This is a genomic window from Halococcus sp. AFM35 (assembly GCF_051195015.1).
Taxonomy (GTDB): Archaea; Halobacteriota; Halobacteria; order Halobacteriales; family Halococcaceae; genus Halococcus.
On sequence record NZ_JBNTJU010000005.1, the window covers coordinates 143,992 to 166,373 of the forward strand.

The following is a 22,382-nucleotide window of genomic DNA, read 5'->3' on the forward strand; positions in this document are numbered from 1 at the left end:
AGGAGGGAGCGGTGTGTGAGGCTTTCGGCCGGCACCCGCCGGCGATGGGTCGCCACCTCCCCGACAGTCCCGCTCGATTCGGGCGACAGTAGAAACGATTATCCCGGTCGGTCGGACATGACCGGTATGCTCAGCGTCGGCGTCAACGGCTACGGCACCATCGGCAAGCGCGTCGCGGACGCGGTCGTCGCCCAGCCGGACATGGAACTCGTCGGGGTAGCGAAGACGCGACCGAACTTCGAGGCCGAGCGCGCCGTCGAAAACGGCTACCCGCTCTATGCGGCCATCGAGGAGCGCGCCGCACGGTTCGCGGAGGCGGGCATCGACCTCGCCGGCATGGTCGAGGAGTTGGTCGAGGCGGCCGACGTGATGGTCGATGCCACACCCTCTGGCATCGGCGCGGAGAACAAATCGCTCTACGAGAGCCACGGCACGCCCGCGCTCTATCAGGGCGGCGAGGACGCCGACTTGGTGGACACGAGCTTCAACGCCCGCGCGAACTTCGCCGATGCCGTCGGCGCGGACCACGTGCGTGTCGTCTCCTGTAACACCACGGGATTGTCGCGGCTGGTCGCCCCGCTCGAAGAGGAATACGGCATCGAGAAGGTGCGCGCGACGCTCGTCCGGCGCGGCGGCGACCCGGCTCAGTCCGGCCGCGGTCCCATCAACGACGTTCTGCCGGACCCGCGGACGATTCCTTCCCATCACGGTCCCGACGTGCAAACCGTCTTTCCGGACCTCGCCATCGACACGCTGGGTCTCAAGGTGCCCGCGACCCTGATGCACACCCACTCGGTCAACGTCTCGCTCGACGGCGATGCCACCGCCGCGGAAGTGCGCGAACTCCTCGAAAATCAGTCACGAATGTTCGTGATTCCCGAACATCTCGACATCGACGGCGCGGGCAAACTGAAGGAACTCGCGCTCGATGCCGGCCGTCCGCGCGGCGACCTCTGGGAGAACTGCATCTGGGGCGAATCCGTCTCGGTGGAAGGTGACGACCTTTACCTGTTTCAGGCCATCCATCAGGAGTCCGACGTCGTGCCCGAGAACGTCGACGCCATCCGAGCGGTTGCGGGGGCGGCCGACGCCGACGAGAGCATCCAAACGACGAACGACGCGCTCGGAATGGGTCTCTGAGGACGTAGTATCCACAAACTGTCACGAATCGGTATGCGGTGGCGCGCGAAACGGCATGCGAGGTCTGCACAAACGCAAGCGAGTGCAGGCTTGGCAGAGTGGTTCGGAAGACGCTACGCGTCTTCCGGACGACTTCGCTCTGCCAGTGGATGAGCGAGTGACCGAAGGGAACGAGCGAATCGGTTGGGGGGGGGGCATATGGCGGTCGCGGACCGGTAGCGGAGGTGGAAAAATAGCATCCGCGCGAACGCAGTGAGCGCGGTTTACCGCGAACGAGCCGCAGGCGAGTGGCTCTTTTTAGTCCAGGTTTTTCGAGGAGTGGTGCCCGCAGCGCGCCGAAGGCGCGCGAGAACACCCGACGATGAAAAAAGTGGGACGCCGAACCCTTTTGTCCCGTCCGCTCCTACTCACGGCCATGCAACCGGGCGACCGCGACGACCGCGACCCCTTCGAGGACATCTTCAGCGAAATCGAGCGGATGATGAACGGCATGATGAACGGCAACGTCGACGTTCGCACCGACAGCATGGGCACCGATGCCCACATCGACGTCCAGGAGGACGGCGACCTCGTGCGCGTGATCGCCGACCTGCCGGGCGTCGACAAGGAGGCCATCGACCTCACCTGCGACGGCCGGCGCGTCACCATCGAGGCCACGAGCGACCGCCACGAGTTCGACGAACGCGTCTCGCTGCCGGTCCGCGTCGACGAAGGGTCGGCGAACGCGACCTACAACAACGGGGTTCTCGAAGTTGTCTTCGAGCGTGCCAACACCTCCGCCGACATCGACCTCTGAGGCGGACGCCTTATCGGATGCGCTCGCTCGTTTCAATTCGCTCATGTGACGCTCGCGGGCAGCGACCGCGCCGTAGCCGCTTCGTCACGGCCCCCAGCGCTGCGAGCGCACCACGGCACCGGATTGCGTCGACCAGTATTGATAAAGGCCGGCGACGGCAAGCCACGGACACAGGCCGAGCAAGGCCATGAACTATAAGCAATGCGACTGAATGGGGGCACACGGAAGCAGACCGAAACGAGCACTCTCCATGGGAGCTGAACACAGCGCAACGGACGACGGAATCGCACCGGCGGTCGGCGACGGCGAGCTGGTCGTCGTCTCCAATCGCCAGCCGTACACGCACAGCTACGAGCGAACCGACGGCGAGCGCTCCATCACTGTCAACCGACCGGCCGGCGGTCTGACGGCAGGTCTCGACCCGGTGATGCAGCAAACGGATGGGACGTGGATCGCGTGGGGCGACGGCGAGGCCGACGCCGACGTGACCGACGATGATGGCACAGTCAGAATGCCGCCCGAGTCGGAGGCCTACACCCTCAAACGCCTCTGGCTCACCGACGAGGAGGTCGAGGGGTATTACTACGGCTACTCCAATCGCGTCCTCTGGCCGCTCTGTCACGGCGGCACGATGAAGACCGAGTACGTCGAGCGCTACTGGCAGCGCTACCAGCAGGTCAACGAGACCTTCGCCGACGCCGTCATCGAGACCGCCGGCGAGAATTCCCTCATCTGGTTTCAGGACTACCACTTCACGCTCGCGCCCCGACAGGTGCGCGAGGCCGTTCCTGATAGTGCCTTCCTCACCCACTTCTGGCACATCACGTGGCCCGGCTGGGACACCTTTCGGGCGTGTCCCCAACACGAACAGCTGCTCGAAGGGTTGTTGGGCAACGACCTACTGGGCTTTCACGTCGAGCGCTACTGCGAGAACTTCCTCGACTGTGTGGACGAGGCCCTCGACGACGCGTTCATCGACCCCGAAGGCGGCCGCGTCAACTACGAGGGCCACACCACCGTCGTCCGGCCGTTCCCGATGGGTATCGACGCCCAGTCCATCCGCGAGTGCAGCGAGGAGGCCGGCGCGGAGTTCTGGGACGACTTCCGCGCGACCCACGACATCGATGCGGCAACGAGCGTGGTCGTCGGCGTCGACAGGCTCGACTACACCAAAGGCATCGTCGAGCGCCTCGAAGCGCTCGAACGTCTCTGGGAGGTCGAACCCGACTACCGGGAAGCGGTGACGTACGTCCAGAAGGCCAGCGAGAGCCGCTCGCTCATCCCCGACTATCAGGACCTCCAGACCGAAGTCCGCGAGACCATCGAGCGCATCAACGACCGTTTCGGCACTGCGGACTGGCAACCGGTCGTCTACATCAACGAGTTCATCCCCCAACAGGAACTCTGCGGGCTGTATCGCCATTCGGACGTGATGCTCGTGAGCGCGGTGCGAGACGGGATGAACCTCGTCGCCAAGGAGTACGTCGCCGCCCAAGTCGACGACGACGGCGTGCTGGTGCTCTCGGACCAGGCCGGCGCACACGAGGAACTCGGCGAGCAGGCGCTGACCATCAACCCCTACGATACGGACGCGTTCGCCGACGCCATCGAGACGGCGCTGACGATGGACACCGAAGAGCGTGCCGAGCGGATGGTCGCCCTGCGCGAACAGGTCGAATCGCACGACCTCTACGCGTGGATGGCGAGCGTCTTCGATGCGGTCGAAGAAGTTCGGGCGAAACGCGCCGATGACGACTGAGGTCGCGCCGCCGGCGCTGTTCGACCGTCTCCCGGCGATACGCGAGCGTGTGGCGGACGCGGAGGGAATGCTCTTCTGTACGGACTTCGACGGCACGCTCGCGGGCATCGAGACCGACCCCGACGCCCCCGCAATCGGGAGCGACAACCGTGTGGCCCTCGAACGCCTCCGCGACCACGACCGGGTGCGGGTGGCGGTCATCAGCGGCCGCGAACTCGCCGACCTCCGCGAGCGCGTCGGTATCGAGGGCATCGACTACGCCGGCAACCACGGTCTCGAACTCCACAAGGACGGCGAGACGACCGTCCATCCGGTCGCCGAGCGCCGGCGGCGCGACCTCGGCGGAATCGTCGCCGACATCGAGGAACGCCTCGCCGGTACCGACTGCTTCGTCGAGGACAAATCCGTGAGCGCCACCGTCCACTACCGGACGGCTCCCGAACGCCGGGACGAGGTCCACGATGCCGTCGAATCGGCCGTTGGCCGGGTCGCGCCCGGAAAGTTCGAGCTATCGACGGGAAAGGACATCGTCGAACTCACGCCGGCGGTCGCGTGGGACAAGGGTGATGCCCTCTTGCTTCTCGACGCCGACCACGACGGCTGGCTCCCGATATATATCGGCGACGACACGACCGACGAGGCGGCCTTCCGAGCGCTCGCGGGGATCGGCATCGGCGTCCACGTCGGTCCCGGAACGGAGACGGCGGCGGACTACCGCATCGAAAGTCCTGAAGAAGTGACGCGATTCCTCGACTGGCTCGCCCACGAGGGCCTCGACGCGCTCGGAGCCGCCGAATCGTAACTGCCGGCGTCTGCCGCCCGCGTGCTTATCCGTTTTGCCTCCCTATCGGAAGTATGGGACTCGCAGACGCGTTCACGTCGAAGCGGTCGGGACAAGTCAGTGCCATCTCGATGCTCGTCGAGGCCGGGCTGGCGCTCTACCGTGGCGAGCGGAAAATCGCTGCCCTCCTGCTGGGTGCGGCTGCCCTCTCCTATCGCTGGAGCATCGTCGGTATCGTCGCCGAGGTGCTCATCCGGATCTACCAGCGCGTTCGATAGCAAAAACGTCCCTTTCTCGGCCGATTCGGGATGCGCCGGCGGGTTTCGGGATGGCTCATCCGAACCATCATTTATAACGACTGTCGTTAGCCACAGGCTCGACTGAGGGTGCGCTTGAAAACCGTCTTCGATGCCGCCGAGCCATCGCCGTGGACCGTGACCGTCACCTCGTATCGTTTCGGCGGTGCCTGCATGTACTGTTTGGCATACGAGTCGTTGGGAAGGCTCGCCCGCGTTCGGTTCACATGTGAGCGGTTCAGTTCGTAAATCGGCGCGACCACGAGATGCGTGCGCGACCGCGACGAATCGTTGATGGTGTTGACGCCGACCCACGAGCCGTTACACCGATGTTGGGTGAGCGTCGAGAGCGTGCCCCGGGTCGGCCGGTCGGTCGTCCACGAGACGGCGGCATGACTCTCGTTGATTCGCTCGACGCTTACTTCCGGCGGGTCCGGACCGACCAGTCTGTCGAACGCCGTCGCCACACCCGCGACTCCCGCACCCACGACCACGGCGACCACGATACCTATGACCACGCTTCGTGTCTCCATAGATTTCCGTCATCCCTCGAACACTAAAATATGCCGATGTTCGGGTTCGATGATGTGATTGCGAACGGTTCCGGGCGTGGATGGTGGGTTCGGCTGGCGGGAAACGGGCGATTTACGCGCCGGCCTTTTCGAGCGCGCTCTCGATCTCCTCGCGCTGGGTGACGCCGATGAACCGCTCGACGACGCCGTCGTCGTTCTCGACGACGAGCGTGGGAATCGACCGTACTTGGTATTCGTTGGCGACCTCCTGCTCCTGGTCGACGTCGATCTTCTCGAACTCGACGCTGCCATCCATGTCCTCCTCCAGCTCTTCGAGAATCGGGTCTTGGGTCTTACAGGGACCACACCAGTCCGCGTAGAAATCTTTCAGTCGAACACTCATGTTCCGGCGAGAATTTGACGCGTGGCGCTGATAAGCGTTTCCCACCCCCCGTCTCGTCCGCAGCCCGACGAAAGGTTTAGGCCCACAGCCACCACAGTTCGGATATGAGCAGCGGTCAGAACTCCGGCGGGTTGATGTCGAGTGCCGGACTGGTAAGATATTTCGACGCCGAAGACCAGAACGCCATCCGACTCGACCCCAAAACGGTGGTCGCCTTCGGGATCGCGTTCGGCATCCTGGTGATGGTGATGCGCATCGGGCTGTAACGCGGGACTTTTTCGACTGAGCCACGTGCTGTCGGTATGAGTCTCATGGCCGGCGTCATCGCCGTGCAGGGTGATTTCAGGGAGCACGCGGCGGCCATCGAGCGCGCGGCCCGTGCCCACGGCGAGCGTGCCGAGCCGGTCGAAATCCGCTCGTCGGGGACGATACCCGACTGCGACCTCCTCCTCCTGCCGGGCGGGGAATCGACGGCCATCTCGAACCACCTCCAGCGCGAGGGGATGGGAGAGGAAATCGTCACCCACGTCGAAGCGGGCAAACCGCTGCTCGCGACGTGTGCCGGTCTCATCGTCGCCTGTCGGGACGCCGGCGACGAGCGCGTCGAACACCTGAACCTCGTCGATGCGACGGTCGAACGCAACGCCTTCGGCCGCCAGCGCGACAGTTTCGAGACTCGACTCGACGTTACAGGTCTCGAAGAGCGGTTCCCGGCGGTGTTCATCCGTGCGCCCTGCATCGACGAGACGGGCGACTGCGAAGTGCTGGCGACGTTCGACGGCCAGCCGGTGGCGGTACGCGACGGTCCCGTTCTCGGCACCGCCTTCCATCCCGAACTCACCGACGACGCGCGGATTCACGGGCTTGCCTTCTTCGAGTCGGCGGACGAGTAGTGCCAGAGTTTTTCATCGCGCGCGCCCTTCGAAGAGCCATGAACGCCCACATCGATGCCGTCCGCATCGCGGGCACGCCCTCCGGACCCGTGCCGGTCGTGCTTTTGACCGTGGACGGCGAATCGGATTACCTACCGATTTTCATCGGGTTCGACGAGGCCTCGGCCATCGCCCGCGGGATGGACGCCGTCGACATCGGCCGACCGCTCACCCACGACCTCCTGCTCGATGTGGTCGAGGAACTCGGCGGCCGGGTCGATAGCGTGGTCGTCGATGCCATCGAAGGTGGTGAGGAGGGAGGGACCTACACCGCCGACCTCCACGTCGAGACGCCCCGCGGCGAGCGGGTCATCGACGCGCGCCCGAGCGATTCGCTCGCGCTCGCCGCCCGCACGAACGCCCCCATCGAGGTCGACCCCGGCGTCTTCGAGGAAGGCCGCCGTGAGCGCGAGGCGTTCGAGGAACTCGACGACATCCGCGAGGTGGGCGACCTGTGAACGATGGGGTGCTCGACGACCTCGTGGCGGTCATCGAAGAGCGACAGGAACAGCTTCCCGACGACTCCTACACGGCGTCGCTGTTCACCCACGAGAAAGGCGAAAACGCCGTGCTCGAAAAGATCGGCGAGGAGAGTACGGAAGTCGTGCTCGCGGCGAAGGACGGCGACCGCGAGGCACTCGTTGCCGAGAGCGCCGACCTCGTCTATCACTTGCTCGTGTTGCTGGCGATGGAGGGCGTGAGCCTCGACGAACTCCGCGAGGAACTGCGCGCGCGGCGGTGAACGTCAGCTCACCACCGAGCCGACCACGCCGGCCACGGCGCTCGGGATGGCGATGATGAAGAAGACGGCGATGGCGAACAACGTCACCCCGAGACCGAAGGCGACGCCGGCACCGCCACCGCCCAGCCCGAGCACCGCCGACCCGAACAGGCCGATGATGACGGCGACGATAACGCCGCCGAGCGCACCCGCGAGCAACCCATGCCAGAACCCACTGGTGAGTCCGCCGTCGGCGACGTACCCGGCGGCGAACCCGCCGATGAGCGCGGCGGCGAGCTGCCCGAGACCGGGAACGATAACGAGAACGATACTGAGGACCAGTTCGATGAGGAAGCCGATTCCCACGGCTCGCCAGTTCGTCATACCGCCCGTACTCGGCCGGGTAATAAATCCGTGTCGGCGGCAGGCACGCCGAGCGCCCGACGGACGCGCTTTTACGTGCGTACACAGTACGGACTGCATGATTTTCGAAGACCTGCCGACGACGCCCACCGCCGAGGAACTGGTGGACCGGGCGTTTTCGCGGGCGGCGCGGGCCGGGCGAGCGAAGTCCGGCGTCGAGGCCCAGCGCTCGATGCTCCAGACCGCATCGAACGTCCTCTCGGATAACCTGGAACACGTCGTGACGAGCTGGCCGGACTTCGACACGGTCGACCCCTTCTACTACGAACTCGCCGACGCCATCGTCGAGGTCGATGAACTCAGAAAGAGCCTCTCGGAGGTGGGCTGGGCGAGCAACCAGACCGACGAGATAAAACGCGAGTATCAGGGGCGGCTGGGTGGCGACGTCGAGACGGCGCGCAAGCTCAGAAAGCAGGCGTTCGCCCGGCTTGCGGACGTCGTCGAGGAAGTCGCGGAGGACCTCGACAGACTCAACGCGGCCCGGGACGAACTCAAAGTCCTGCCGGACATCCGCCCCGACGAACCGACCATCGTCGTCGCGGGCTTTCCCAACGTCGGGAAATCCACCTTCGTCAACCGCGTCACGAACGCGCGCCACGAGACCGCTTCGTACCCGTTCACCACGACGCGAATCGGCGTCGGCCACCTCACGCGCGAGCACATCCGCTATCAACTGGTCGATACGCCGGGGCTGCTCGACCGCGAGGAGAAGCGTAACGAAATCGAATTACAGGCCGAGAGCGCGCTCACCCATGTCGCCGACTGCGTGCTCGTCTTCGTCGATGCGAGCGAGGCCTGCGGTTATCCCCTGTCCGACCAGCTCGCGCTCCGGGACGCCGTTGCCGAGCGGTTCGACGTGCCTGTCCTGACCGTCTGTGCGAAGGCCGACCGCTCGCGCGACATCGAGGCCGACCACTACCTGAGCGTCGAAAGCGAGGAGGGCATCGAGGAAACGGTTTCGATGGCGGTCGATGCGGTCGGCTACGAACCCGAGTTGCCATAGACCGCGACGCTTTCACCGCCCGCGCTCGAATCGGGGGTATGCATTTCGACCAGCGCACCCAGCGCGCGCTCGCCGAGGCGGGTCTCTCGACCGACGAGATAGCGGCGGTTTCGGACACCGTGGTCGAAGCCACCGAGCGCGACGCTGACAGGCTTGAGGACTTTTTCGCCGACCTTGACACTGCCTACTCGGACATGGACCAAGCCCACAGTGCGAGCGAGTTTCCCGAACATGCGGTCGACTATCTCGACCTGTTCACCCACGCCGACGACATTCGTGGCTACCTCCGTTTCGACACATGGGGCGTTCCGGTCGAGGGTGGACGGGTACTTTCTGAGGACGTGGCCGAACTCTCGCTCGGTTCCACGGTCGATGGCCGCGTGCGCTTCGCCGCCTCGCGCGAGGCGTTGGAGTGAGCGATTCGGCCGACCGCCAGTGGGTGCGTATCGACGAGGAAATCCCGAAATGGGGTCTCGTGAGCCGTCCGCTGACGACGCGGCGTTCGCAGGATTTCGTCGTCGATACTCGTGGTGATGACGACAATCCCGGTACCGAGAGCGACCCGCTGGCGACGATGCAGGAGGCGTTCAACCGACTCCCCATATTCGTCCAGCACGACACGACGATTCGTGTGCGGCCGGGAACCTATACCGACGAGGCCCCGGCGATTCACACCGGGCCGATAGTGCAGAAGGCCCAGTGCACGCTCGAAATCGTCGGGGACACCGACGAGCCGGAACGTGTCGACGTGCGCTCTGGCATCAACTCGACCTATCAGGGCAAACAGGTCCACTACACCATCAGGGGAATCGCCTTCGACGGTCTGTCGCAGTTCGCCGGGCCGGTCGACCTTCGGGACTGTGTATTCCACGGAAACGGCGATGCGGCAATCAGCGGCAAGAACGGCCACGTGTTCGCAAAGCGCTGTCGAATCGGCACGGAGAGCGACCGCTACGCCATCTGGAGCACGCTGATGGAGTCCTACGGACTCGTGAACTGCCATCTCGCCGCGAGCGAGGTCGCCATCAAGGCCAACGGGCCGGGCACCCACCGGCTGGCCGCGAACTGCACCATCGACGCGCCCGAACCGTTCGACGCCGATTCGGGGTCGCTCATCACCCACGGTGACGAACTCTACGTCGGCGGGCGGCGGTACACGCCGGCCTGACTCACTCGCGGCGGTCGACGTCACCGGTGCCGCCGGTGAGCGCGCTCGCGAGCGCGCCCTGGACGACCACGTCGTCGCCGAAGTCGGTGAGGCGAATCTCGGGGACGTTCGTCATCACCAACCCTTCGAGGCGTTCGCGTATCGGCTCGACGACGAGGGATTCGTTGTTGAGCGCGACCGCACCACCCACTGAAACGACCAGCGGCGCGTAGGCGTGGACGAGGTTCGCCACGCCGAGGGCGTTCCAGCCCGCGAGGCGCTCGACGACGTGGTCGGCAAGCCTATCCTCCTCGGCGTGAGCGAACACGTCGGCGGCGACGAACTCGTCGCTCTCGATGGGCATGGCGGTATCGGGCCGGTCGGCTTCCGTCCAGAGCACTCTGGCGTAGTCGGGGATGTTCGCGCCCGAGCAGTAGGCCTCCCAGTGGCCGTCGTGACCGCAGCCACAGGTCATCCTCCCGGCGGGGTCGACTGTCATGTGGCCGACCTCGCCAGCGTTGCCGTCCCAGCCCGACAGGATGGAACCGTCGACGGCGATGCCGGCCCCAATGCCCGAGGAGATCGTGAGGTAGGCCATGTCGTCGGGGTTGCGCGCCGCGTGATAGCGCTCGCCGATGACGCCGGCGGCGACGTCCTTGTGGAGGTGGATGTCGTCGGTTGCGAGCAGGTTCGAGACCGGTCCGCGGAGGGGAACCTCTCCCACCGGGATGTTCGTCGGTTCGACCAGCCCCTCCGTGAGGTCGAGCCGTCCGGCGGCGGCGATGGCGGCCGCCCTCGTACTCTGGGGTTCGACTCCCGCCGCCGCCGACGCCTCGCGGAGGCAGTCGAGTATCGCCTCGGTGACGGCCAGCCCGTTCGGACCGCGCGGGGCCGCCCGTTTGTGACTGCCGAGTATCGTCCCGTCGGCGTCGGCGACGACCGCCCGGACGTTCGTCCCCCCGAGGTCGACGCCGGCGTAGGTCGCCATGACTCGACTGTGGCTCCCGGCGACTTAGTTCGTCACGGTTCGTGGTGGCGGGCCGTGGCATCTACGACCACGGCAGGAGGTCGAACAGCTTCGCGAACCGATGGGCGGTGATGACGACGAGAACGACCCCGAGAAGGGCAAAAACCACCGCTATCGGCGTGGCTATGGCTACAAACCCCATCAGCGAGACCACGACGATATCGATGCCGACGAGAAACAGCGCCGCGAGAACGAGTCCGTAGACGACCTCCCCGACGACGGCCCACACCGCATCGTAGGTGGCCTGATACACCTGTTCGTACTGGTCGTTCGAGGCTTCGGTGGCCATAGTTTCGCGTCGTGCTCGGTTGACAAAATCGTTGTGGCGTCCGGACGACGTATGGTCGTCGGGACGGAACCCTCGCCATGATCGAACCCGACCTTTCGGGGCGTACGGCGCTGGTGACGGGGAGCGCGAGGGGTATCGGTCGCGAGCTTCTCCTGTCGCTGGCCGACTGCGGCGCAGCGGTCGCCGTCAACTACCACACGAGCGATGACGAAGCGGCGGCAGTCGCCGAGCGAGCTGGTGAGTTCGGCGTCGAGACCACGACCGTACAGGGCGACGTGACCGACCCCACGGCGGTCGACGAGCTGTTTACCGTGGTCGAAGGCGAATTGGGCGCGGTCGATATTCTCGTCAACAACGTCGGCGCGTTCGCGCCGAGCCACTGGGAGGAGATTTCTTTCGAAACGTGGAATCGCGTGCTGGAGACGAATCTCAACGGGACCTACCTCTGTGCGAAGCGCGCGCTTCCGGGGATGCGCGAGCGCGAGTGGGGTCGCATCGTCAACATCGGCTACGCGAGTGCCGACCGCCTGCTCGTCAGCCCGAAAAACTTCCCGTATTTCGTCGCCAAAGCGGGCGTGGTGATGTTCACCCGGATGCTCGCGGCCGACACGCAGGACGACGGCATCACGGTGAACGCCGTCTCGCCCTACGTGGTCGAGAACTCAGCGGTGTTCCCCGACGACCTCCCGCGCGGGCGGCCGGCGGACTTCGAGGACATGGTGCAGGCGGTGCGGTTCTTCCTCGACGAGGACAGCGACTACCTGAGCGGTCAGAACGTCGCGGTCGACGGCGGCTGGCGACCCGAACGGGTCTGAAACCTATCGGTCGCTGTCCTCGTCGAGTCGCGTGTTCGTGGGGCTGTCCGCCCGGCGGGACATTCCGACCCAGAGACCGACGGCGAAGGTGGCTATCGCGGCGAGGACGACCACGACCGGTTGCGCGTGACTGAATCCGAGATGGAGGAGTGTGTGCATACCGCGCACGTCGACGCAGTACGTGAAAAGTCATCCGGTCGGTTGGCGACTGGCGGCTGACGACCGAAGTGAGCCGTGAGCAGTGAGTGCGGTTCAGAAGAGATGCGAACGGTCTGGACAGGGTATGGAAGGGAAAAGCGTAAGACTACTGTTCTGAAATAGATGGTATGGTAATCATCGCCGCAGTAGACCAATCAGACCGGACGGCAAAGGCCATAGCGGAAGCAGAACGTTTGTCAACGGCTTTCGACGACACTGTCCACGCCGTGCACGCCCTGACCAAATCGGACATGATCAAAATGGAGGGCGTCCATGCGACCAGACCGGACGTTCAAATCAGCGACGAGGAGGTGCGAGAGACGGCAACGGACGTAGCAGCGAGCGCGGTCGCCGAGTTCGATATCTCTGCCGAAGCCGTTGGATTGATGGGCGATCCCAAAACCCGAATCGTCGAGTATGCGGCCGAACAGGACGCTCGGTACATCGTCATCGCTGGACGAAAACGCTCTCCGGCAGGGAAAACCGTGTTCGGAAGCGTCACACAATCGATAATTCTGAACGCGGAATGCCCAACCGTGGTGTCCGTCGAACAATAGGCGATGGCTGGCCGAGCAGTGTGGAGTGATTCTGGTCCGTAACCGCTAGACGGCTTGATTTCGCTCACAAAACCGCTCAGCGAAAGCGCACGCCGAGGTCGGCGAGGTCGTCGTTGTTCGCCGCGACGTTGATGAGCAGCGGCGTGAGACCCTCGACTTCGGGTGCAGCGGCGAGCGGGCCGGCAGCGAGCGCACGAACCCCGTCGATGCCGTCGGCAAGGCCCTCGACCGTGGCGTTCGCGTCGCCGTCGTCGCCGACCACGAGCACGTCCCAGTCGAGGGTGGCGTCGAGGTCGGCGAGGCGACCGGCCGCGAGGTTGTGGAAGGCTCCCACCACCGGAATGCCATCGGGGGCGGCCGCGGCGGCAAGGGCGGTCACGCTGCCCGCGCTGGGTGGGTTGTAGCTCATCGTCCCCTCCTCGCGGTGCATGCCGACGGCGGGACTCACCAGCACTGTGTCGTCGAGGTTGCCCTCGATTCCCTCGACGGTATCGGCGAGGTGATAAGCCGGCACGCAGAGGATGGCGATGTCGGCGCGGTCGGTGGCCATCGCGTTGTCGAAGCCGTTGATGTCGCCATCGATGTCCCGACTGTCGAGTTCGTCCTCGTACTCGGTCGCGTGCTCGCGGGCTTTCTCGGGGTCCCGGGAGCCGACGATGACCTCGTGGTCGGTGTCGCGGGTCAGCCGGAGGGCGAGTCCTCTGCCGAGGTCGCCCGTGCCGCCACAGAGTGCAATGCGCATACCCAACGGTCGCCCGAACGCCGAATAAGCGTTGCGAGCGGCAACTGCGTCGTTGCTCTCATCCAGCGACGCGGTTGCGGAGCCGTTCGACCCCATTGCGATGCACGAGCCAGTTCGCTACCCATCCCGAGAGCATGAGCGAGAGTACCTGTCCGAGGAGTTCCGGGATGCTTCCGTCGCTCGTCAACTCGAACGTCGCCATGTACCCGACGATAGCGACGACGAACGCGGTGAGGAACCAGAGCGTCAGTCGCCCCGGCTGGTCCGTTCGCGGGCCAACGCTGCCGACGAAACCCACCCAATAGACAACCGCCGCGCCGACTGGAAGCAGCACACAGAACGCAACGACCCACATGAGCGAGCCGAACGGAACGAGTAGCGTGACCGCGAGAAACGAAAGGAACGCCCCAGCCGCAGCCGACCAGCCACCGCGTTCGATTGTGAGCCAGCCCATACCCTCTGTCAACGAAAAATATATTTAATCATGTCGGTTCCAGTAACTCAGTCAGTTCGTTGACGCTCCCGAACACCTCGTCCGCGCCGGCGCGCGCGAATTTCTCGCGACCCGTCTCGCCATCGAGACCACCAGTGAGAACCCCGATACCGGAATACTCCCGCCCCGGGTCCGCCTCACTGGCGTTGCGCGCCGTGCGAACGTCGTCGAGCGTATCGCCGACGAAGACGATGCTCGATGCGTCGAGGCGGTCGGCGAGCGCGACGAGCGCCGCCGGGTCGGGTTTTCCAGGAACTGGACTATCCATCGTGAAGCGGTGCTCGTTCGGGACGTCCAGCCCCACCCGCGAGAGGGCGATATCGGCCTCGGCAGCCGGCCGTCCGGTCACGACGCCCACTCGGAAGTTCTCAGTGAGGAAATCGAGCGTCGCCCGGTCTGCGAGCACTCGCTCGTCGTGGATGAAGCCAGCGCCAGCGATGGCGGGGTCCGGCTCCCCGTCTTCGAGGTCGTCGTACAGGTCGCCGCCGAGATAGAGCTGCTGGAAGACGTCGCGCAGTCGCTCGCGGTCCCACGCCGCGAACGCCCGCTCGCGCTCGTCGGGTGCGAGCGCGTTTCGGACGGCCGTTTCGGCACCGGCGAGTCCGCCACCGGTCGCTGCAATCGCGTCGGTGAACGCCTCAACTGAGAGCGTCAGTCCCTCGCGCCGGGCGAGCAGATAGAGGGCTGCTGCGCTCGTGAGTTCCCAGTCGTCGTTGAACCCGCCGGCCTCCTTGAACGACTGGACGCCCTCCTGACTCATCGACTCGCCATGGACCGTGTCGAGCGTTTCGACGATTGCCCGCCGGTATGAGTCGGCGACGTCGACGAGCACGCCGTCGATGTCGAGGACGACCGCGTCGGGGTTCACGAGTCACCTCCCCGACCCGTGACACGAAAGAGTGTCTCGCCGGCCGGCAGCGTCTCGGCGTCGGTCGGGATGGCCGGAAACTCGCCGCCGAGGGTCGTGAAGTAGCATTCGGCCCCGACCGCCCGCGCGACCGCTCGCGTCGGCCGGTGGAGTTCCCGCGGGAGGTTCAGCGCGTAGAGTACGGCTGCATCGGCGTAGATACCCGTTTCGGGGTCGGTGATGTCGTCGCGGACGAACGTGACGCCGTCGGGCACGGTACGGAAACGGATGTCGGTCGCCAGTACCGATGTCTCCTCGGCGAGGCGGGCGGCGACGTCGGTCCGTGCGCCGACACCGACCTCGACGAGGTCGTCGAAACGGGAGAGACGGGCGGCGAGTGCGTCGGCGAGGGGACCACGGGGGGTCCGATGTCGGGGGTTCACGTCGGGACGTTTATGATTGGGGCGTCCTAACCCCTTCGTATGCACGTCGACATCGTGCCGGTCGGCGACGTCCCCGCTCCCATCAAGCGGGCGGCCTCGGCCGGGTTGCGGTCGGTCTACGGCTGTGACGTCATGCTCCACGACGCCCGTGCGCTCCCGGACGACGCCTACGACGAGAGTCGGAGCCAGTACCGCGCCGAGGCGTTCATCGAACTCGCCGGCCACGTCGGCTCCGCGGAGAAGAACATCGCCCTCACCACTGAGGACCTCTTCTACCGCCGGCGCAACTACGTCTTCGGACTGGCCTACCTCTCCGGCAACGGCAGCGTCGTCTCGACGTATCGTCTCCGGACCGCCGCCGACGGTGGCCGCCTCGACCGCTCCGAAGACGACGTATTCGGCGAGCGCGTCCGCAAGGAGGTCGTCCACGAGATCGGCCATACCCTCGGACTCGAACACTGCGACGACGAGAGCTGCGTGATGAACTTTTCTCCAACCGTGCGCGAGGTCGATGTCAAAAACCAGCAGCTCTGTCCCGACTGCTCGGCGCTCGTCTAGCCCTATCGTCGCCACCGCCACGTTTCGACGACCGCACCGAGTCCACAGAGCACTCCGCCCGCGAGCAACCCCCACGTGTCGACCCAGCCCGGAATCGAGTACCGCAGCAGCGTCAGTCCGTAGGCGAGCGCGTCCCGGAGGGAACTCGTCTCGTTCGTTCCGCCGTCGAAGCCCGCCGCGTCGGCGGTCGGCTCGTCACGACTTCCCTCGCCGGAGCCATCCCGGGGGATGCGGTCGGCGTCGTAGGGCAACTTCCCCGTCTCGACCGCCCAGACGATTTCTCCTGTGCCGTCGAGTTCGACGATACGGTCGTTGTACGAATCGACGACCAGCGTGTTCCCACTCTTGAGACGGTCGGCATCGCGCGGCCAGTCGAGGCGGGCGCTCCCGCCAGCCGTCCACACCGGGGTTCCGTTTTCGAACTCCACGATGCGGTCGTTCTCAGAATCGGCAACGAGCAGGTGACCGTCGGCGAGGCGGTCGGGGTTGTGCTGTCGGTCGAGCGGTCCCGCGCTGCCGTTCGGCGTGTACCGGTTCGGGCCGACGAGTGGCTCTACCCGAATCGAGTCGTTCGCCCCGATGCGCAACTCGACGACGGTATCGAAGTTCCGCAGGCTTACCTGAAATCGATTCTCACTCACTCTATCGACGTCGTTCAGGTGGGTCCAGTCGTCCTCGGGACCCATGCCGGGCGGCGGGTCGTAGGTCGAATTGGCGTTCCACTGCCATTGCACTACCCCGCTGCGATTCACTGCGAACACGCGGTCGTTACCCATGTCGGCGAACACCCAGCGCGCCTCGCCATCCACCGTGTACCGGTCGACGTCGTGGAGTTCGTGCTCGTGGCGCTCGACGTCGTACCAGCCGTACTGCCAGCGCGTCTCGTTGGTCGTCTGATTCACGATGCGAACGGTGTTATGGACACACCCCGGCGTGCCGTCGTCGCGGTAGCGTGACGGACACTGTTCGTCGGGCAGGGCGTCCGCACCCGCGATTTGCACGCGAGACGGCCCGAGCGCCTCGACGTCGAAGACGTTCTCCACAGTCGTATACTCCCAGACCACGGTTCCGTTGGGGGCGAGTTCGAGCGCCCGGCCCTCGTCGTGGTATCCTTGGAGACCGACGAGTGTGTTCCGCTCGGGCAGGTCCTCGGCGACCGTCACCGTCGGCGTGCTCGCGCTCACGAAGCCGACGAGCGCGAGCGCGCTTAGTACGAGACAGAGCGCGGCGAAGACCGCTGCACGCCGTCTGGAGGGGGTTTCGAGCCGTCGGCGAAGCCGTGAGAAGGGACGCACGTCAGGCCGTGTAGTAGTATTCGCCGGCGCGTTTCTGCTCGCGGTCGAGCTGGCTGCCGGGTTTGTTGATGCGCGGGCGGCCGACGCGCTCGTCGCGCCGGAAGGTCACGTCGAGGTCTTCGAGGAATCGGTTCATCCCCTCGCGCATACCCACTGGCGGGCTGGCATGGCCCGACTCGGCGGGTTCGCCGTCGAACACCAACAGCCGGTCGGCAAGCAGGTCGATCATGTAGGTGTCGTGGTCGATAACGAGAGCTGTTGCGTCGTGGTTCTCGGCGTACCGGCGGATGGCCGTCGTCGCCTGCACGCGCTGTTCGACGTCGATGTGGGCCGATGGCTCGTCGAGCACGTAGAGGTCGGCCTCTTCGGAGAGACAGGCCGCGATGGCGACGCGCTGGCGCTCCCCACCGGAGAGATCAGTCAAATTTTGCTCCATCACCCGGTCGAGCTGGAGCGGTTGCGCGATTTCGGTGTTCCAGTAGGACGAACCGAAATCCGTGGTAATCGAGGACAGAAAGGCGTCGACGCGCATCGGCTGGTCGATGTCGATGTATTGTGGTTTGTACGAGACATCGAGGCTCGCGTCGAGGCTGCCGGTATCGGGGTCGAGGTTCCCGGCGAGCAGTTCGGCGAACGTCGATTTGCCGATGCCGTTCGGGCCGACGACGCCGAGCACCTCGTTTTCGTGGATGGTGCCACCTTCTACTGTGAGGGAGAACTCGCCGTCGCCGTAGGATTTTGCGATGTCCGGGTACTCCACCAAGGCGTCGCCCGCCGAGACGCTCCGGGGGGCGTGTTCTTCGAACTCGATGGCGTTCGGGCGAATGCGCATGTTCTCGTTTTCGAGATACCCTGATAGGTATTCGTTGATGCCGTTTTTCACCGACTTCGGCGGCGTAATCACCCCATAGGCTCCGGGTTCGCCGTAGGCCACGTGGAGGGAATCGGCGAGCAGATCGAGAATCGCGAGGTCGTGTTCGACCACGAGCATCGAGCGGTCCTCCCCTGTGAGGTCGCCGATGAGCCGCGCGGCGGTCATGCGCTGGCCGATGTCGAGATACGGGGTGATCTCGTCGAGGAAGTAGAAGTCGGCGTCGCGGGCGAGCGTCGCCGCCAGCGCCACCCGCTGGAGTTCGCCACCCGAAATCGAGTCGATTGGCTGGTTCATGACTGGCCCAATCGAGAGCCGCTCGACCAACTCGTCGAGCACGCCGCGCTCGTCGGTACGGGCGAGTAGCTCGCGCGTGTTGCCATCGAATCGTTTGGGAATCTGGTCGACGTACTGGGGCTTTCGCGCGACCGTTATCGCCTCTTCCTGAAGGTCTTCGAGGTAGCTCTGGAGTTCCGTCCCCCGATACTCCTCCATGACGCTCTCCCAGCCCGCCGGTCCATCCCACTCGCCGAGATTGGGCGTGATCTCGTTGGCGAGAATCCTGACGGCGGTCGTCTTGCCGATGCCGTTCGGTCCCAATATCCCTGTGACTTTCCCGTCCTGTGGGGCCGGCAGCCCATAGAGCGCGAAGGAATTCTCGCCGTAGCGATGCACAGGATCGTCGTCGAGTTCCTGCGGGAGGTTGATGATTTCGATGGCGTCGAAGGGACATTTCTCGACGCAGATGCCACAGGTCTCGCCCAAGCAAAGCTCCTCGGAGATGGAAATCTGGTCCGGGCCGCCATCGTACCCGTCGTCCTCGAAACGCTCCTCACGGGTGACGATGCACTCCTCGCCCGTCCGATTGGGCGGACAGAAGTTCGCACACTCGTAGTTACACCGGTCGGGCTGGCAGCGGTCGAGGTCGACGACCGCGATGCTGTCGTCGGCCATCAGAAGCTAGTTTGGGTGGTCAGCAGTATTGCCCACGTCACGAACCAGAGCGCAAAGGTCATGAACGCGATGTAGACGTTGTCCTTCATCGAGAAGTCCTCGACGTCGACCCCCAGCAGCCGCAAGAGGGGGAGCTGGAGCAGGATGACGCCGGCGAGCGGGTAGAGACCGGCGGTGTCGGTCGCCCCGCTCGCGACCGCTTGGGAGACGAGCCCGGCCGCGATGCCCGAAAGCGACGTGACCGAGGAGACCGTCAGACTCCGGAGATGGTCGGCCCGCGCGTCGGCTGTCTCGGTCGCCATACCCGAACTACCGACCACGCGCTCAAAAGCCGTTCGCTCTCACCGCTGGCCCGCACGCGCCGACTCACGGCTGCGTGCAGGCGCAGACCGCGGTTTTATCCCCGTCGCGCACGTGCGTTCGGCCGATGAGTGACTCCGACGAAGAGCGCCTCGTGGACCTGCCGCCGAGCGCGAAACTCGTGTTCAAGGTGCTCGAATACAACGGCACGCTCACCCAGAAGGGCATCGTCGAGGAGTCGATGCTCTCGGCGCGGACGGTCCGCTACGCGCTCGAACGCCTGGAGGGCATCGGGGCCATCGACGAGGACGTCTACTTCGCCGACGCTCGCCAAAACCTCTACGAGATAACGGGACCGCCGACCGCCGAAGGCGAGACCGACGCGGCGGTTTCCGACGACTGAGTCACTCCGACGACTCGATTCGTCGTGGGTTCTCGATGCCGACCCGTCCCGAGAGGTCCGCCTGCGGGAAGGGGATGTCGATGCCGGCCTCGTCGAAGCGCTGCTTGACGTTCGTGATGTACTCGCCACGAATCTTCAGGAAGTCCGCCCGGTTGGGGTCGGCGATCCAGAACCGGGAGGTCAGGCCAACGTACGAGTCGGCGAGCGCGCCGTCGGTGCTCATCCGCATGGTCGGTGCGGGGTCGTCGAGGATGTCGGGATGCCTTTCGGCCTCCTCGATGATGATGTCGGTCGCCTGCTCGATGTCGTCCTCGTAGCCGATGCCGAAGGTGAACTGGAGCCGGAGTTCGTCTTTGGCCACCGGGTTCTTGATGACGTCACCGGTGAGTATCGAATTCGGCACCGTGAGCAGTTCGTTGTCGAAGGTACGCACCCGCGTGACCCGGAAGGTGATGTCCTCGACGATGCCGGCGTAGGTTCCGGCCTCCCACTCGATCCAGTCGCCGATGCGAAACGGCCGGTCGGTGTAGATGAACACGCCGGCGACGAAGTTCGAGATGGTGTCCTGGAGAGCGAAACCGATGGCGAGCGTCGCGGCAGCCCCGATGGTCGCAAGCGAGGTGAGCAGCCCCCGATAGCCGGCCGCTCTGAACGCAATGGCGATGGCGACGAAGACCACGAGCAGTTTCGTCAGCCGGAGGAGCGGCTTCTTCTCGTGGGTATCGAGACCGCGCCGGTTCAACAGTCGGCTCACGAACGGTACCACCGTTGCCCGCCCGAGCGAGTAGAGGACGAACAGCGCAACGACGAACGTGATGAGCGCGCCGAGGACGCCGTAGTAGGGAATTCCGAGACCGTGGAGGAACTCCCCGACGGGACCGATTTTGGGGTTCGAGATGACCTCCGTGACGTTCGTCCCGTTCGGCGTTTCCGTGGGAGCCTGTTGGCCGAGCCAGTCGGCGAACCGGACCATCAGTGATAGGTCGCCGTGTTCCCGCGCGTCTCCACCACCTCGGCATCCGCTCGCTCGGCGAGGTCGGTGGCGAGTTCGTCGGTCGTCCCCGCGCCACGGGCCGCCCGGAGGAACTTCACCTTCACCAGCTCGCGGTCGTCGAGTTGGCTGTCGAGTTCCTCGACGACACTCTCGATGCCACCCTTTCCGACCCGCAGCGTGGCATCGACGCCGTGGGCGCGCTTCCTGAGTCGTTCGTCGGTCATCGTTGGCCGTCCTCGCGCGTCGAAGGTAAGCCTATCCATACGGATAGCGCCCCTGTGTGCCACACTCGCAGGTAATCACCACGTGACCGTCCTGCGTGCGCACCCGGCAGTTCCGGCCCGGCCGGAGGTAGCTGTCGCAGGCGTCGCAGGTGAAGCGCTCGAACTCCCGAGGAAGCGAGCGGCGATTGCGCTCGGCGACCCGGCGGGCGAGCCTGACGCACTCGCGGGCGCGGTCGGCGTGACCCCCGGTGGCTGCTTCGCGGGCCAGCGCGTGTAGGCGGTCGATGCGTTCGTCGGCGAGCGTCATGCGATACTGCCGAGCGTTCGCCGGCGAACGGTATGGGTTTTGCCGTCCGTTTCGGTGGACTTTTTCGACCTGCCGGCGCGCTTTCGGTGTGCGCGCGCTCAACTACCTCGAATGCGAAGGCCCGCTCCAGCGCAGCGGGTGGGGGACCGCCGCCGCCCAGCAACGCAAAGCGCTCGCCGACACCGACATCGATATCGTGACCTCGCCGTGGCGCGGCGACGTTCCCGCTACCGTGCGCTCGCTCGCGGCCGGCGACGACGCGTTTCGTGAGTTCGACCTCGCCCACTGCAACGCGCCCGGTCCGGGCAGTCTCGCGGTCGCGCGTCACGCCCGGAAAAACGGGATTCCGCTCGTCCTCCACGCCCACATGACCGCCGAGGACTTCGGCGAGTCCTTTCGGTTCTCCTCGGAGGTCGCACCGCTGCTCAGGCGTTACCTCCGCTGGTTTTACTCGCAGGCCGACCTCCTCCTCTGTCCGAGCCAGTATACCAAAGAACTGCTCGAAGACTACCCCGTCGAGGCTCCCATCGAAACCATCACCAACGGCATCGACCGCGACTCGCTCGCGGGCCACGAGGCGCTGCGGGAGACCTACCGCGGGCGCTACGACCTCGACGGGATGGTCGTCTTCGCGCTCGGTAGCGTCTTCGAGCGCAAGGGTCTCACCGATTTCTGTCGGCTCGCCGAGGCGACCGACTACGACTTCGCGTGGTTCGGCACCTACGACACCGGCCCGCACGCCTCGCCGGTGGTGAAAAAATGGACCGACAACCCGCCAGAAAATCTCACTTTTACTGGGTGGGTCGAGGACAAACGCGGCGCGTTCGGCGCGGGCGACGTGTTCTGCTTCCCGACGAAGGTCGAAAATCAGGGCATCGTCGTGCTGGAGGCGATGGCCTGCGGGAAGACCGTGGTCATCAGCGACATCCCAGTGTTTGAAGAGTTCTTCACCCACGGCGAGGACTGCCTGAAATGCAGTAGTCGAGTCGAGTTCCGCAGAGCGCTCGACAGGCTCGCCGACGATCCCGACCTCCGCGAGCGACTGGGGGCGAACGCGCGCGAAACCGCGGCCGAGCACAGCCTCGAACGAGTGGGTGACGAGCTTTCGCACATCTACCGCGAAGTCACAACGGCTTAATCCTCCCTGCCGGA

Annotated in this window: 33 protein-coding genes; 17 read left to right on the forward strand and 16 right to left on the reverse strand. The window is 65.3% G+C overall.

Annotation, left to right across the window (positions count from 1 at the left end):
* The first annotated feature begins 126 nt into the window (after positions 1-126).
* The 5 genes from ACQUQO_RS05930 to ACQUQO_RS05950 all read left to right on the forward strand — a co-directional run bounded on the left by ACQUQO_RS05930 (position 127) and on the right by ACQUQO_RS05950 (position 4,754).
* Positions 127-1,140, forward strand: a complete 1,014-nt coding sequence (locus ACQUQO_RS05930; RefSeq protein WP_435077042.1) for a type II glyceraldehyde-3-phosphate dehydrogenase — start codon at positions 127-129, stop codon at positions 1,138-1,140.
* Between the two features lie 415 nt (positions 1,141-1,555).
* Entirely contained in the window at positions 1,556-1,936 is a 381-nt protein-coding gene (locus ACQUQO_RS05935) for an Hsp20/alpha crystallin family protein (protein ID WP_435077043.1), read from the forward strand.
* A gap of 250 nt (positions 1,937-2,186) precedes the next feature.
* Positions 2,187-3,695 (forward strand): alpha,alpha-trehalose-phosphate synthase (UDP-forming), encoded by a 1,509-nt coding sequence (locus tag ACQUQO_RS05940; protein ID WP_435077044.1) that lies wholly within the window; start codon positions 2,187-2,189, stop codon positions 3,693-3,695.
* Entirely contained in the window at positions 3,685-4,497 is an 813-nt protein-coding gene (gene otsB, locus ACQUQO_RS05945; protein WP_435077045.1) for a trehalose-phosphatase, read from the forward strand. Before ACQUQO_RS05940 ends, otsB begins: the two co-directional genes overlap by 11 nt.
* A gap of 53 nt (positions 4,498-4,550) precedes the next feature.
* Positions 4,551-4,754, forward strand: a complete 204-nt coding sequence (locus ACQUQO_RS05950) for a hypothetical protein (protein ID WP_435077046.1) — start codon at positions 4,551-4,553, stop codon at positions 4,752-4,754.
* A gap of 86 nt (positions 4,755-4,840) precedes the next feature.
* Here ACQUQO_RS05950 and ACQUQO_RS05955 read toward each other — a convergent pair whose 3' ends face one another.
* On the reverse strand, positions 4,841-5,305 hold the full coding sequence (locus ACQUQO_RS05955; RefSeq protein WP_435077047.1) for a hypothetical protein: 465 nt from the start codon (positions 5,303-5,305) through the stop codon (positions 4,841-4,843).
* 112 nt (positions 5,306-5,417) lie between these two features.
* Complete coding sequence (gene trxA / locus ACQUQO_RS05960; protein ID WP_435077048.1) at positions 5,418-5,687, reverse strand: thioredoxin; 270 nt, start codon at positions 5,685-5,687, stop codon at positions 5,418-5,420.
* A 104-nt stretch (positions 5,688-5,791) separates the two neighbouring features.
* On the opposite strand from trxA, the gene ACQUQO_RS05965 reads away from it, so the two are divergent.
* From ACQUQO_RS05965 to hisE, 4 genes are read left to right on the forward strand one after another with little or no spacing between them, the layout of a single operon-like run.
* Entirely contained in the window at positions 5,792-5,953 is a 162-nt protein-coding gene (locus ACQUQO_RS05965; RefSeq protein WP_435077049.1) for a preprotein translocase subunit Sec61beta, read from the forward strand.
* A gap of 36 nt (positions 5,954-5,989) precedes the next feature.
* Entirely contained in the window at positions 5,990-6,580 is a 591-nt protein-coding gene (gene pdxT / locus ACQUQO_RS05970; protein WP_435077051.1) for a pyridoxal 5'-phosphate synthase glutaminase subunit PdxT, read from the forward strand.
* A 38-nt stretch (positions 6,581-6,618) separates the two neighbouring features.
* Complete coding sequence (locus ACQUQO_RS05975) at positions 6,619-7,077, forward strand: bifunctional nuclease family protein (protein WP_435077052.1); 459 nt, start codon at positions 6,619-6,621, stop codon at positions 7,075-7,077.
* Positions 7,074-7,361, forward strand: a complete 288-nt coding sequence (gene hisE / locus ACQUQO_RS05980; protein ID WP_435077053.1) for a phosphoribosyl-ATP diphosphatase — start codon at positions 7,074-7,076, stop codon at positions 7,359-7,361. The genes ACQUQO_RS05975 and hisE overlap by 4 nt, the downstream gene beginning before the upstream one ends.
* 3 nt (positions 7,362-7,364) lie before the next feature.
* Here the strand turns inward: hisE and ACQUQO_RS05985 are convergent, their stop codons facing one another.
* Positions 7,365-7,724, reverse strand: a complete 360-nt coding sequence (locus ACQUQO_RS05985) for a DUF5518 domain-containing protein (protein ID WP_435077054.1) — start codon at positions 7,722-7,724, stop codon at positions 7,365-7,367.
* A 97-nt stretch (positions 7,725-7,821) separates the two neighbouring features.
* Here ACQUQO_RS05985 and ACQUQO_RS05990 point away from each other — a divergent pair, with 97 nt between their 5' ends.
* Genes ACQUQO_RS05990 through ACQUQO_RS06000 form a run of 3 tightly spaced genes read left to right on the forward strand, consistent with a single transcriptional unit; the run spans position 7,822 to position 9,934 of the window.
* Positions 7,822-8,766: an NOG1 family protein gene (locus ACQUQO_RS05990; RefSeq protein WP_435077055.1), complete on the forward strand. Its 945-nt coding sequence runs from the start codon at positions 7,822-7,824 to the stop codon at positions 8,764-8,766.
* 38 nt (positions 8,767-8,804) lie between these two features.
* Complete coding sequence (locus tag ACQUQO_RS05995; protein WP_435077057.1) at positions 8,805-9,182, forward strand: DUF7532 family protein; 378 nt, start codon at positions 8,805-8,807, stop codon at positions 9,180-9,182.
* Positions 9,179-9,934 (forward strand): hypothetical protein, encoded by a 756-nt coding sequence (locus tag ACQUQO_RS06000; protein ID WP_435077058.1) that lies wholly within the window; start codon positions 9,179-9,181, stop codon positions 9,932-9,934. Before ACQUQO_RS05995 ends, ACQUQO_RS06000 begins: the two co-directional genes overlap by 4 nt.
* 1 nt (position 9,935) lies before the next feature.
* Here the strand turns inward: ACQUQO_RS06000 and ACQUQO_RS06005 are convergent, their stop codons facing one another.
* Both ACQUQO_RS06005 and ACQUQO_RS06010 read right to left on the reverse strand, forming a co-directional pair.
* Entirely contained in the window at positions 9,936-10,901 is a 966-nt protein-coding gene (locus ACQUQO_RS06005; protein WP_435077059.1) for an ROK family protein, read from the reverse strand.
* A 61-nt stretch (positions 10,902-10,962) separates the two neighbouring features.
* Entirely contained in the window at positions 10,963-11,229 is a 267-nt protein-coding gene (locus ACQUQO_RS06010; RefSeq protein ID WP_435077060.1) for a hypothetical protein, read from the reverse strand.
* Positions 11,230-11,306: 77 nt separating this feature from the next.
* On the opposite strand from ACQUQO_RS06010, the gene ACQUQO_RS06015 reads away from it, so the two are divergent.
* Positions 11,307-12,044, forward strand: coding sequence for an SDR family NAD(P)-dependent oxidoreductase (locus tag ACQUQO_RS06015; RefSeq protein WP_435077061.1), 738 nt, complete (start codon positions 11,307-11,309; stop codon positions 12,042-12,044).
* Positions 12,045-12,047: 3 nt separating this feature from the next.
* Here ACQUQO_RS06015 and ACQUQO_RS06020 read toward each other — a convergent pair whose 3' ends face one another.
* Complete coding sequence (locus ACQUQO_RS06020) at positions 12,048-12,203, reverse strand: hypothetical protein (RefSeq protein WP_435077062.1); 156 nt, start codon at positions 12,201-12,203, stop codon at positions 12,048-12,050.
* 167 nt (positions 12,204-12,370) lie between these two features.
* Here ACQUQO_RS06020 and ACQUQO_RS06025 point away from each other — a divergent pair, with 167 nt between their 5' ends.
* A complete protein-coding gene (locus ACQUQO_RS06025) occupies positions 12,371-12,799 on the forward strand; it encodes a universal stress protein (RefSeq protein ID WP_435077063.1) in 429 nt (142 codons plus the stop codon).
* Between the two features lie 76 nt (positions 12,800-12,875).
* Here the strand turns inward: ACQUQO_RS06025 and npdG are convergent, their stop codons facing one another.
* The 4 genes from npdG to ACQUQO_RS06045 are packed head-to-tail and all read right to left on the reverse strand — an operon-like array spanning position 12,876 to position 15,324.
* Complete coding sequence (gene npdG / locus ACQUQO_RS06030; RefSeq protein ID WP_435077064.1) at positions 12,876-13,541, reverse strand: NADPH-dependent F420 reductase; 666 nt, start codon at positions 13,539-13,541, stop codon at positions 12,876-12,878.
* 58 nt (positions 13,542-13,599) lie between these two features.
* Positions 13,600-13,995 (reverse strand): hypothetical protein, encoded by a 396-nt coding sequence (locus tag ACQUQO_RS06035; protein WP_435077065.1) that lies wholly within the window; start codon positions 13,993-13,995, stop codon positions 13,600-13,602.
* A 28-nt stretch (positions 13,996-14,023) separates the two neighbouring features.
* The gene (locus ACQUQO_RS06040; RefSeq protein WP_435077066.1) at positions 14,024-14,902 is read right to left on the reverse strand and encodes a TIGR01548 family HAD-type hydrolase; all 879 of its coding nucleotides are present in this window, start codon (positions 14,900-14,902) and stop codon (positions 14,024-14,026) included.
* On the reverse strand, positions 14,899-15,324 hold the full coding sequence (locus tag ACQUQO_RS06045) for a UPF0146 family protein (protein WP_435077067.1): 426 nt from the start codon (positions 15,322-15,324) through the stop codon (positions 14,899-14,901). Before ACQUQO_RS06045 ends, ACQUQO_RS06040 begins: the two co-directional genes overlap by 4 nt.
* A gap of 39 nt (positions 15,325-15,363) precedes the next feature.
* Between ACQUQO_RS06045 and ACQUQO_RS06050 the strand changes: the two genes are divergently transcribed.
* A complete protein-coding gene (locus ACQUQO_RS06050; RefSeq protein ID WP_435077068.1) occupies positions 15,364-15,882 on the forward strand; it encodes an archaemetzincin family Zn-dependent metalloprotease in 519 nt (172 codons plus the stop codon).
* Positions 15,883-15,884: 2 nt separating this feature from the next.
* On the opposite strand, the gene ACQUQO_RS06055 is transcribed toward ACQUQO_RS06050, so the two are convergent.
* The 3 genes from ACQUQO_RS06055 to ACQUQO_RS06065 are packed head-to-tail and all read right to left on the reverse strand — an operon-like array spanning position 15,885 to position 19,304.
* The gene (locus tag ACQUQO_RS06055) at positions 15,885-17,177 is read right to left on the reverse strand and encodes a hypothetical protein (RefSeq protein WP_435077069.1); all 1,293 of its coding nucleotides are present in this window, start codon (positions 17,175-17,177) and stop codon (positions 15,885-15,887) included.
* Between the two features lies 1 nt (position 17,178).
* Positions 17,179-19,002, reverse strand: a complete 1,824-nt coding sequence (locus ACQUQO_RS06060) for a ribosome biogenesis/translation initiation ATPase RLI (protein WP_435077070.1) — start codon at positions 19,000-19,002, stop codon at positions 17,179-17,181.
* Positions 19,002-19,304, reverse strand: a complete 303-nt coding sequence (locus tag ACQUQO_RS06065; RefSeq protein WP_435077071.1) for a hypothetical protein — start codon at positions 19,302-19,304, stop codon at positions 19,002-19,004. Before ACQUQO_RS06065 ends, ACQUQO_RS06060 begins: the two co-directional genes overlap by 1 nt.
* 125 nt (positions 19,305-19,429) lie before the next feature.
* On the opposite strand from ACQUQO_RS06065, the gene ACQUQO_RS06070 reads away from it, so the two are divergent.
* Entirely contained in the window at positions 19,430-19,705 is a 276-nt protein-coding gene (locus ACQUQO_RS06070; RefSeq protein ID WP_435077072.1) for an ArsR family transcriptional regulator, read from the forward strand.
* A gap of 1 nt (position 19,706) precedes the next feature.
* Here the strand turns inward: ACQUQO_RS06070 and ACQUQO_RS06075 are convergent, their stop codons facing one another.
* The 3 genes from ACQUQO_RS06075 to ACQUQO_RS06085 are packed head-to-tail and all read right to left on the reverse strand — an operon-like array spanning position 19,707 to position 21,230.
* Entirely contained in the window at positions 19,707-20,678 is a 972-nt protein-coding gene (locus tag ACQUQO_RS06075) for a mechanosensitive ion channel family protein (protein ID WP_435077073.1), read from the reverse strand.
* Positions 20,678-20,923, reverse strand: coding sequence for a YhbY family RNA-binding protein (locus ACQUQO_RS06080; protein ID WP_435077074.1), 246 nt, complete (start codon positions 20,921-20,923; stop codon positions 20,678-20,680). Before ACQUQO_RS06080 ends, ACQUQO_RS06075 begins: the two co-directional genes overlap by 1 nt.
* Positions 20,924-20,954: 31 nt before the next feature.
* Positions 20,955-21,230 (reverse strand): ribonuclease P protein component 4, encoded by a 276-nt coding sequence (locus ACQUQO_RS06085; RefSeq protein WP_435077114.1) that lies wholly within the window; start codon positions 21,228-21,230, stop codon positions 20,955-20,957.
* 88 nt (positions 21,231-21,318) lie between these two features.
* On the opposite strand from ACQUQO_RS06085, the gene ACQUQO_RS06090 reads away from it, so the two are divergent.
* Positions 21,319-22,368, forward strand: a complete 1,050-nt coding sequence (locus ACQUQO_RS06090) for a glycosyltransferase family 4 protein (protein WP_435077075.1) — start codon at positions 21,319-21,321, stop codon at positions 22,366-22,368.
* Positions 22,369-22,382 lie beyond the last annotated feature (14 nt).

Excerpts from the sequence above, each read along its gene's own strand:
- ACQUQO_RS05930 (WP_435077042.1), top strand. The coding sequence starts at position 127 with ATGCTCAGCGTCGGCGTCAACGGCTACGGCACCATCGGCAAGCGCGTC.
- ACQUQO_RS05935 (WP_435077043.1), top strand. The coding sequence starts at position 1,556 with ATGCAACCGGGCGACCGCGACGACCGCGACCCCTTCGAGGACATCTTC.
- ACQUQO_RS05940 (WP_435077044.1), top strand. The coding sequence starts at position 2,187 with ATGGGAGCTGAACACAGCGCAACGGACGACGGAATCGCACCGGCGGTC.
- otsB (WP_435077045.1), top strand. The coding sequence starts at position 3,685 with ATGACGACTGAGGTCGCGCCGCCGGCGCTGTTCGACCGTCTCCCGGCG.
- ACQUQO_RS05950 (WP_435077046.1), top strand. The coding sequence starts at position 4,551 with ATGGGACTCGCAGACGCGTTCACGTCGAAGCGGTCGGGACAAGTCAGT.
- ACQUQO_RS05955 (WP_435077047.1), bottom strand. The coding sequence starts at position 5,305 with ATGGAGACACGAAGCGTGGTCATAGGTATCGTGGTCGCCGTGGTCGTG.
- trxA (WP_435077048.1), bottom strand. The coding sequence starts at position 5,687 with ATGAGTGTTCGACTGAAAGATTTCTACGCGGACTGGTGTGGTCCCTGT.
- ACQUQO_RS05965 (WP_435077049.1), top strand. The coding sequence starts at position 5,792 with ATGAGCAGCGGTCAGAACTCCGGCGGGTTGATGTCGAGTGCCGGACTG.
- pdxT (WP_435077051.1), top strand. The coding sequence starts at position 5,990 with ATGAGTCTCATGGCCGGCGTCATCGCCGTGCAGGGTGATTTCAGGGAG.
- ACQUQO_RS05975 (WP_435077052.1), top strand. The coding sequence starts at position 6,619 with ATGAACGCCCACATCGATGCCGTCCGCATCGCGGGCACGCCCTCCGGA.
- ACQUQO_RS05985 (WP_435077054.1), bottom strand. The coding sequence starts at position 7,724 with ATGACGAACTGGCGAGCCGTGGGAATCGGCTTCCTCATCGAACTGGTC.
- ACQUQO_RS05990 (WP_435077055.1), top strand. The coding sequence starts at position 7,822 with ATGATTTTCGAAGACCTGCCGACGACGCCCACCGCCGAGGAACTGGTG.
- ACQUQO_RS05995 (WP_435077057.1), top strand. The coding sequence starts at position 8,805 with ATGCATTTCGACCAGCGCACCCAGCGCGCGCTCGCCGAGGCGGGTCTC.
- ACQUQO_RS06005 (WP_435077059.1), bottom strand. The coding sequence starts at position 10,901 with ATGGCGACCTACGCCGGCGTCGACCTCGGGGGGACGAACGTCCGGGCG.
- ACQUQO_RS06010 (WP_435077060.1), bottom strand. The coding sequence starts at position 11,229 with ATGGCCACCGAAGCCTCGAACGACCAGTACGAACAGGTGTATCAGGCC.
- ACQUQO_RS06015 (WP_435077061.1), top strand. The coding sequence starts at position 11,307 with ATGATCGAACCCGACCTTTCGGGGCGTACGGCGCTGGTGACGGGGAGC.
- ACQUQO_RS06020 (WP_435077062.1), bottom strand. The coding sequence starts at position 12,203 with ATGCACACACTCCTCCATCTCGGATTCAGTCACGCGCAACCGGTCGTG.
- ACQUQO_RS06025 (WP_435077063.1), top strand. The coding sequence starts at position 12,371 with ATGGTAATCATCGCCGCAGTAGACCAATCAGACCGGACGGCAAAGGCC.
- npdG (WP_435077064.1), bottom strand. The coding sequence starts at position 13,541 with ATGCGCATTGCACTCTGTGGCGGCACGGGCGACCTCGGCAGAGGACTC.
- ACQUQO_RS06035 (WP_435077065.1), bottom strand. The coding sequence starts at position 13,995 with ATGGGCTGGCTCACAATCGAACGCGGTGGCTGGTCGGCTGCGGCTGGG.
- ACQUQO_RS06050 (WP_435077068.1), top strand. The coding sequence starts at position 15,364 with ATGCACGTCGACATCGTGCCGGTCGGCGACGTCCCCGCTCCCATCAAG.
- ACQUQO_RS06060 (WP_435077070.1), bottom strand. The coding sequence starts at position 19,002 with ATGGCCGACGACAGCATCGCGGTCGTCGACCTCGACCGCTGCCAGCCC.
- ACQUQO_RS06065 (WP_435077071.1), bottom strand. The coding sequence starts at position 19,304 with ATGGCGACCGAGACAGCCGACGCGCGGGCCGACCATCTCCGGAGTCTG.
- ACQUQO_RS06070 (WP_435077072.1), top strand. The coding sequence starts at position 19,430 with ATGAGTGACTCCGACGAAGAGCGCCTCGTGGACCTGCCGCCGAGCGCG.
- ACQUQO_RS06075 (WP_435077073.1), bottom strand. The coding sequence starts at position 20,678 with ATGGTCCGGTTCGCCGACTGGCTCGGCCAACAGGCTCCCACGGAAACG.
- ACQUQO_RS06080 (WP_435077074.1), bottom strand. The coding sequence starts at position 20,923 with ATGACCGACGAACGACTCAGGAAGCGCGCCCACGGCGTCGATGCCACG.
- ACQUQO_RS06085 (WP_435077114.1), bottom strand. The coding sequence starts at position 21,230 with ATGACGCTCGCCGACGAACGCATCGACCGCCTACACGCGCTGGCCCGC.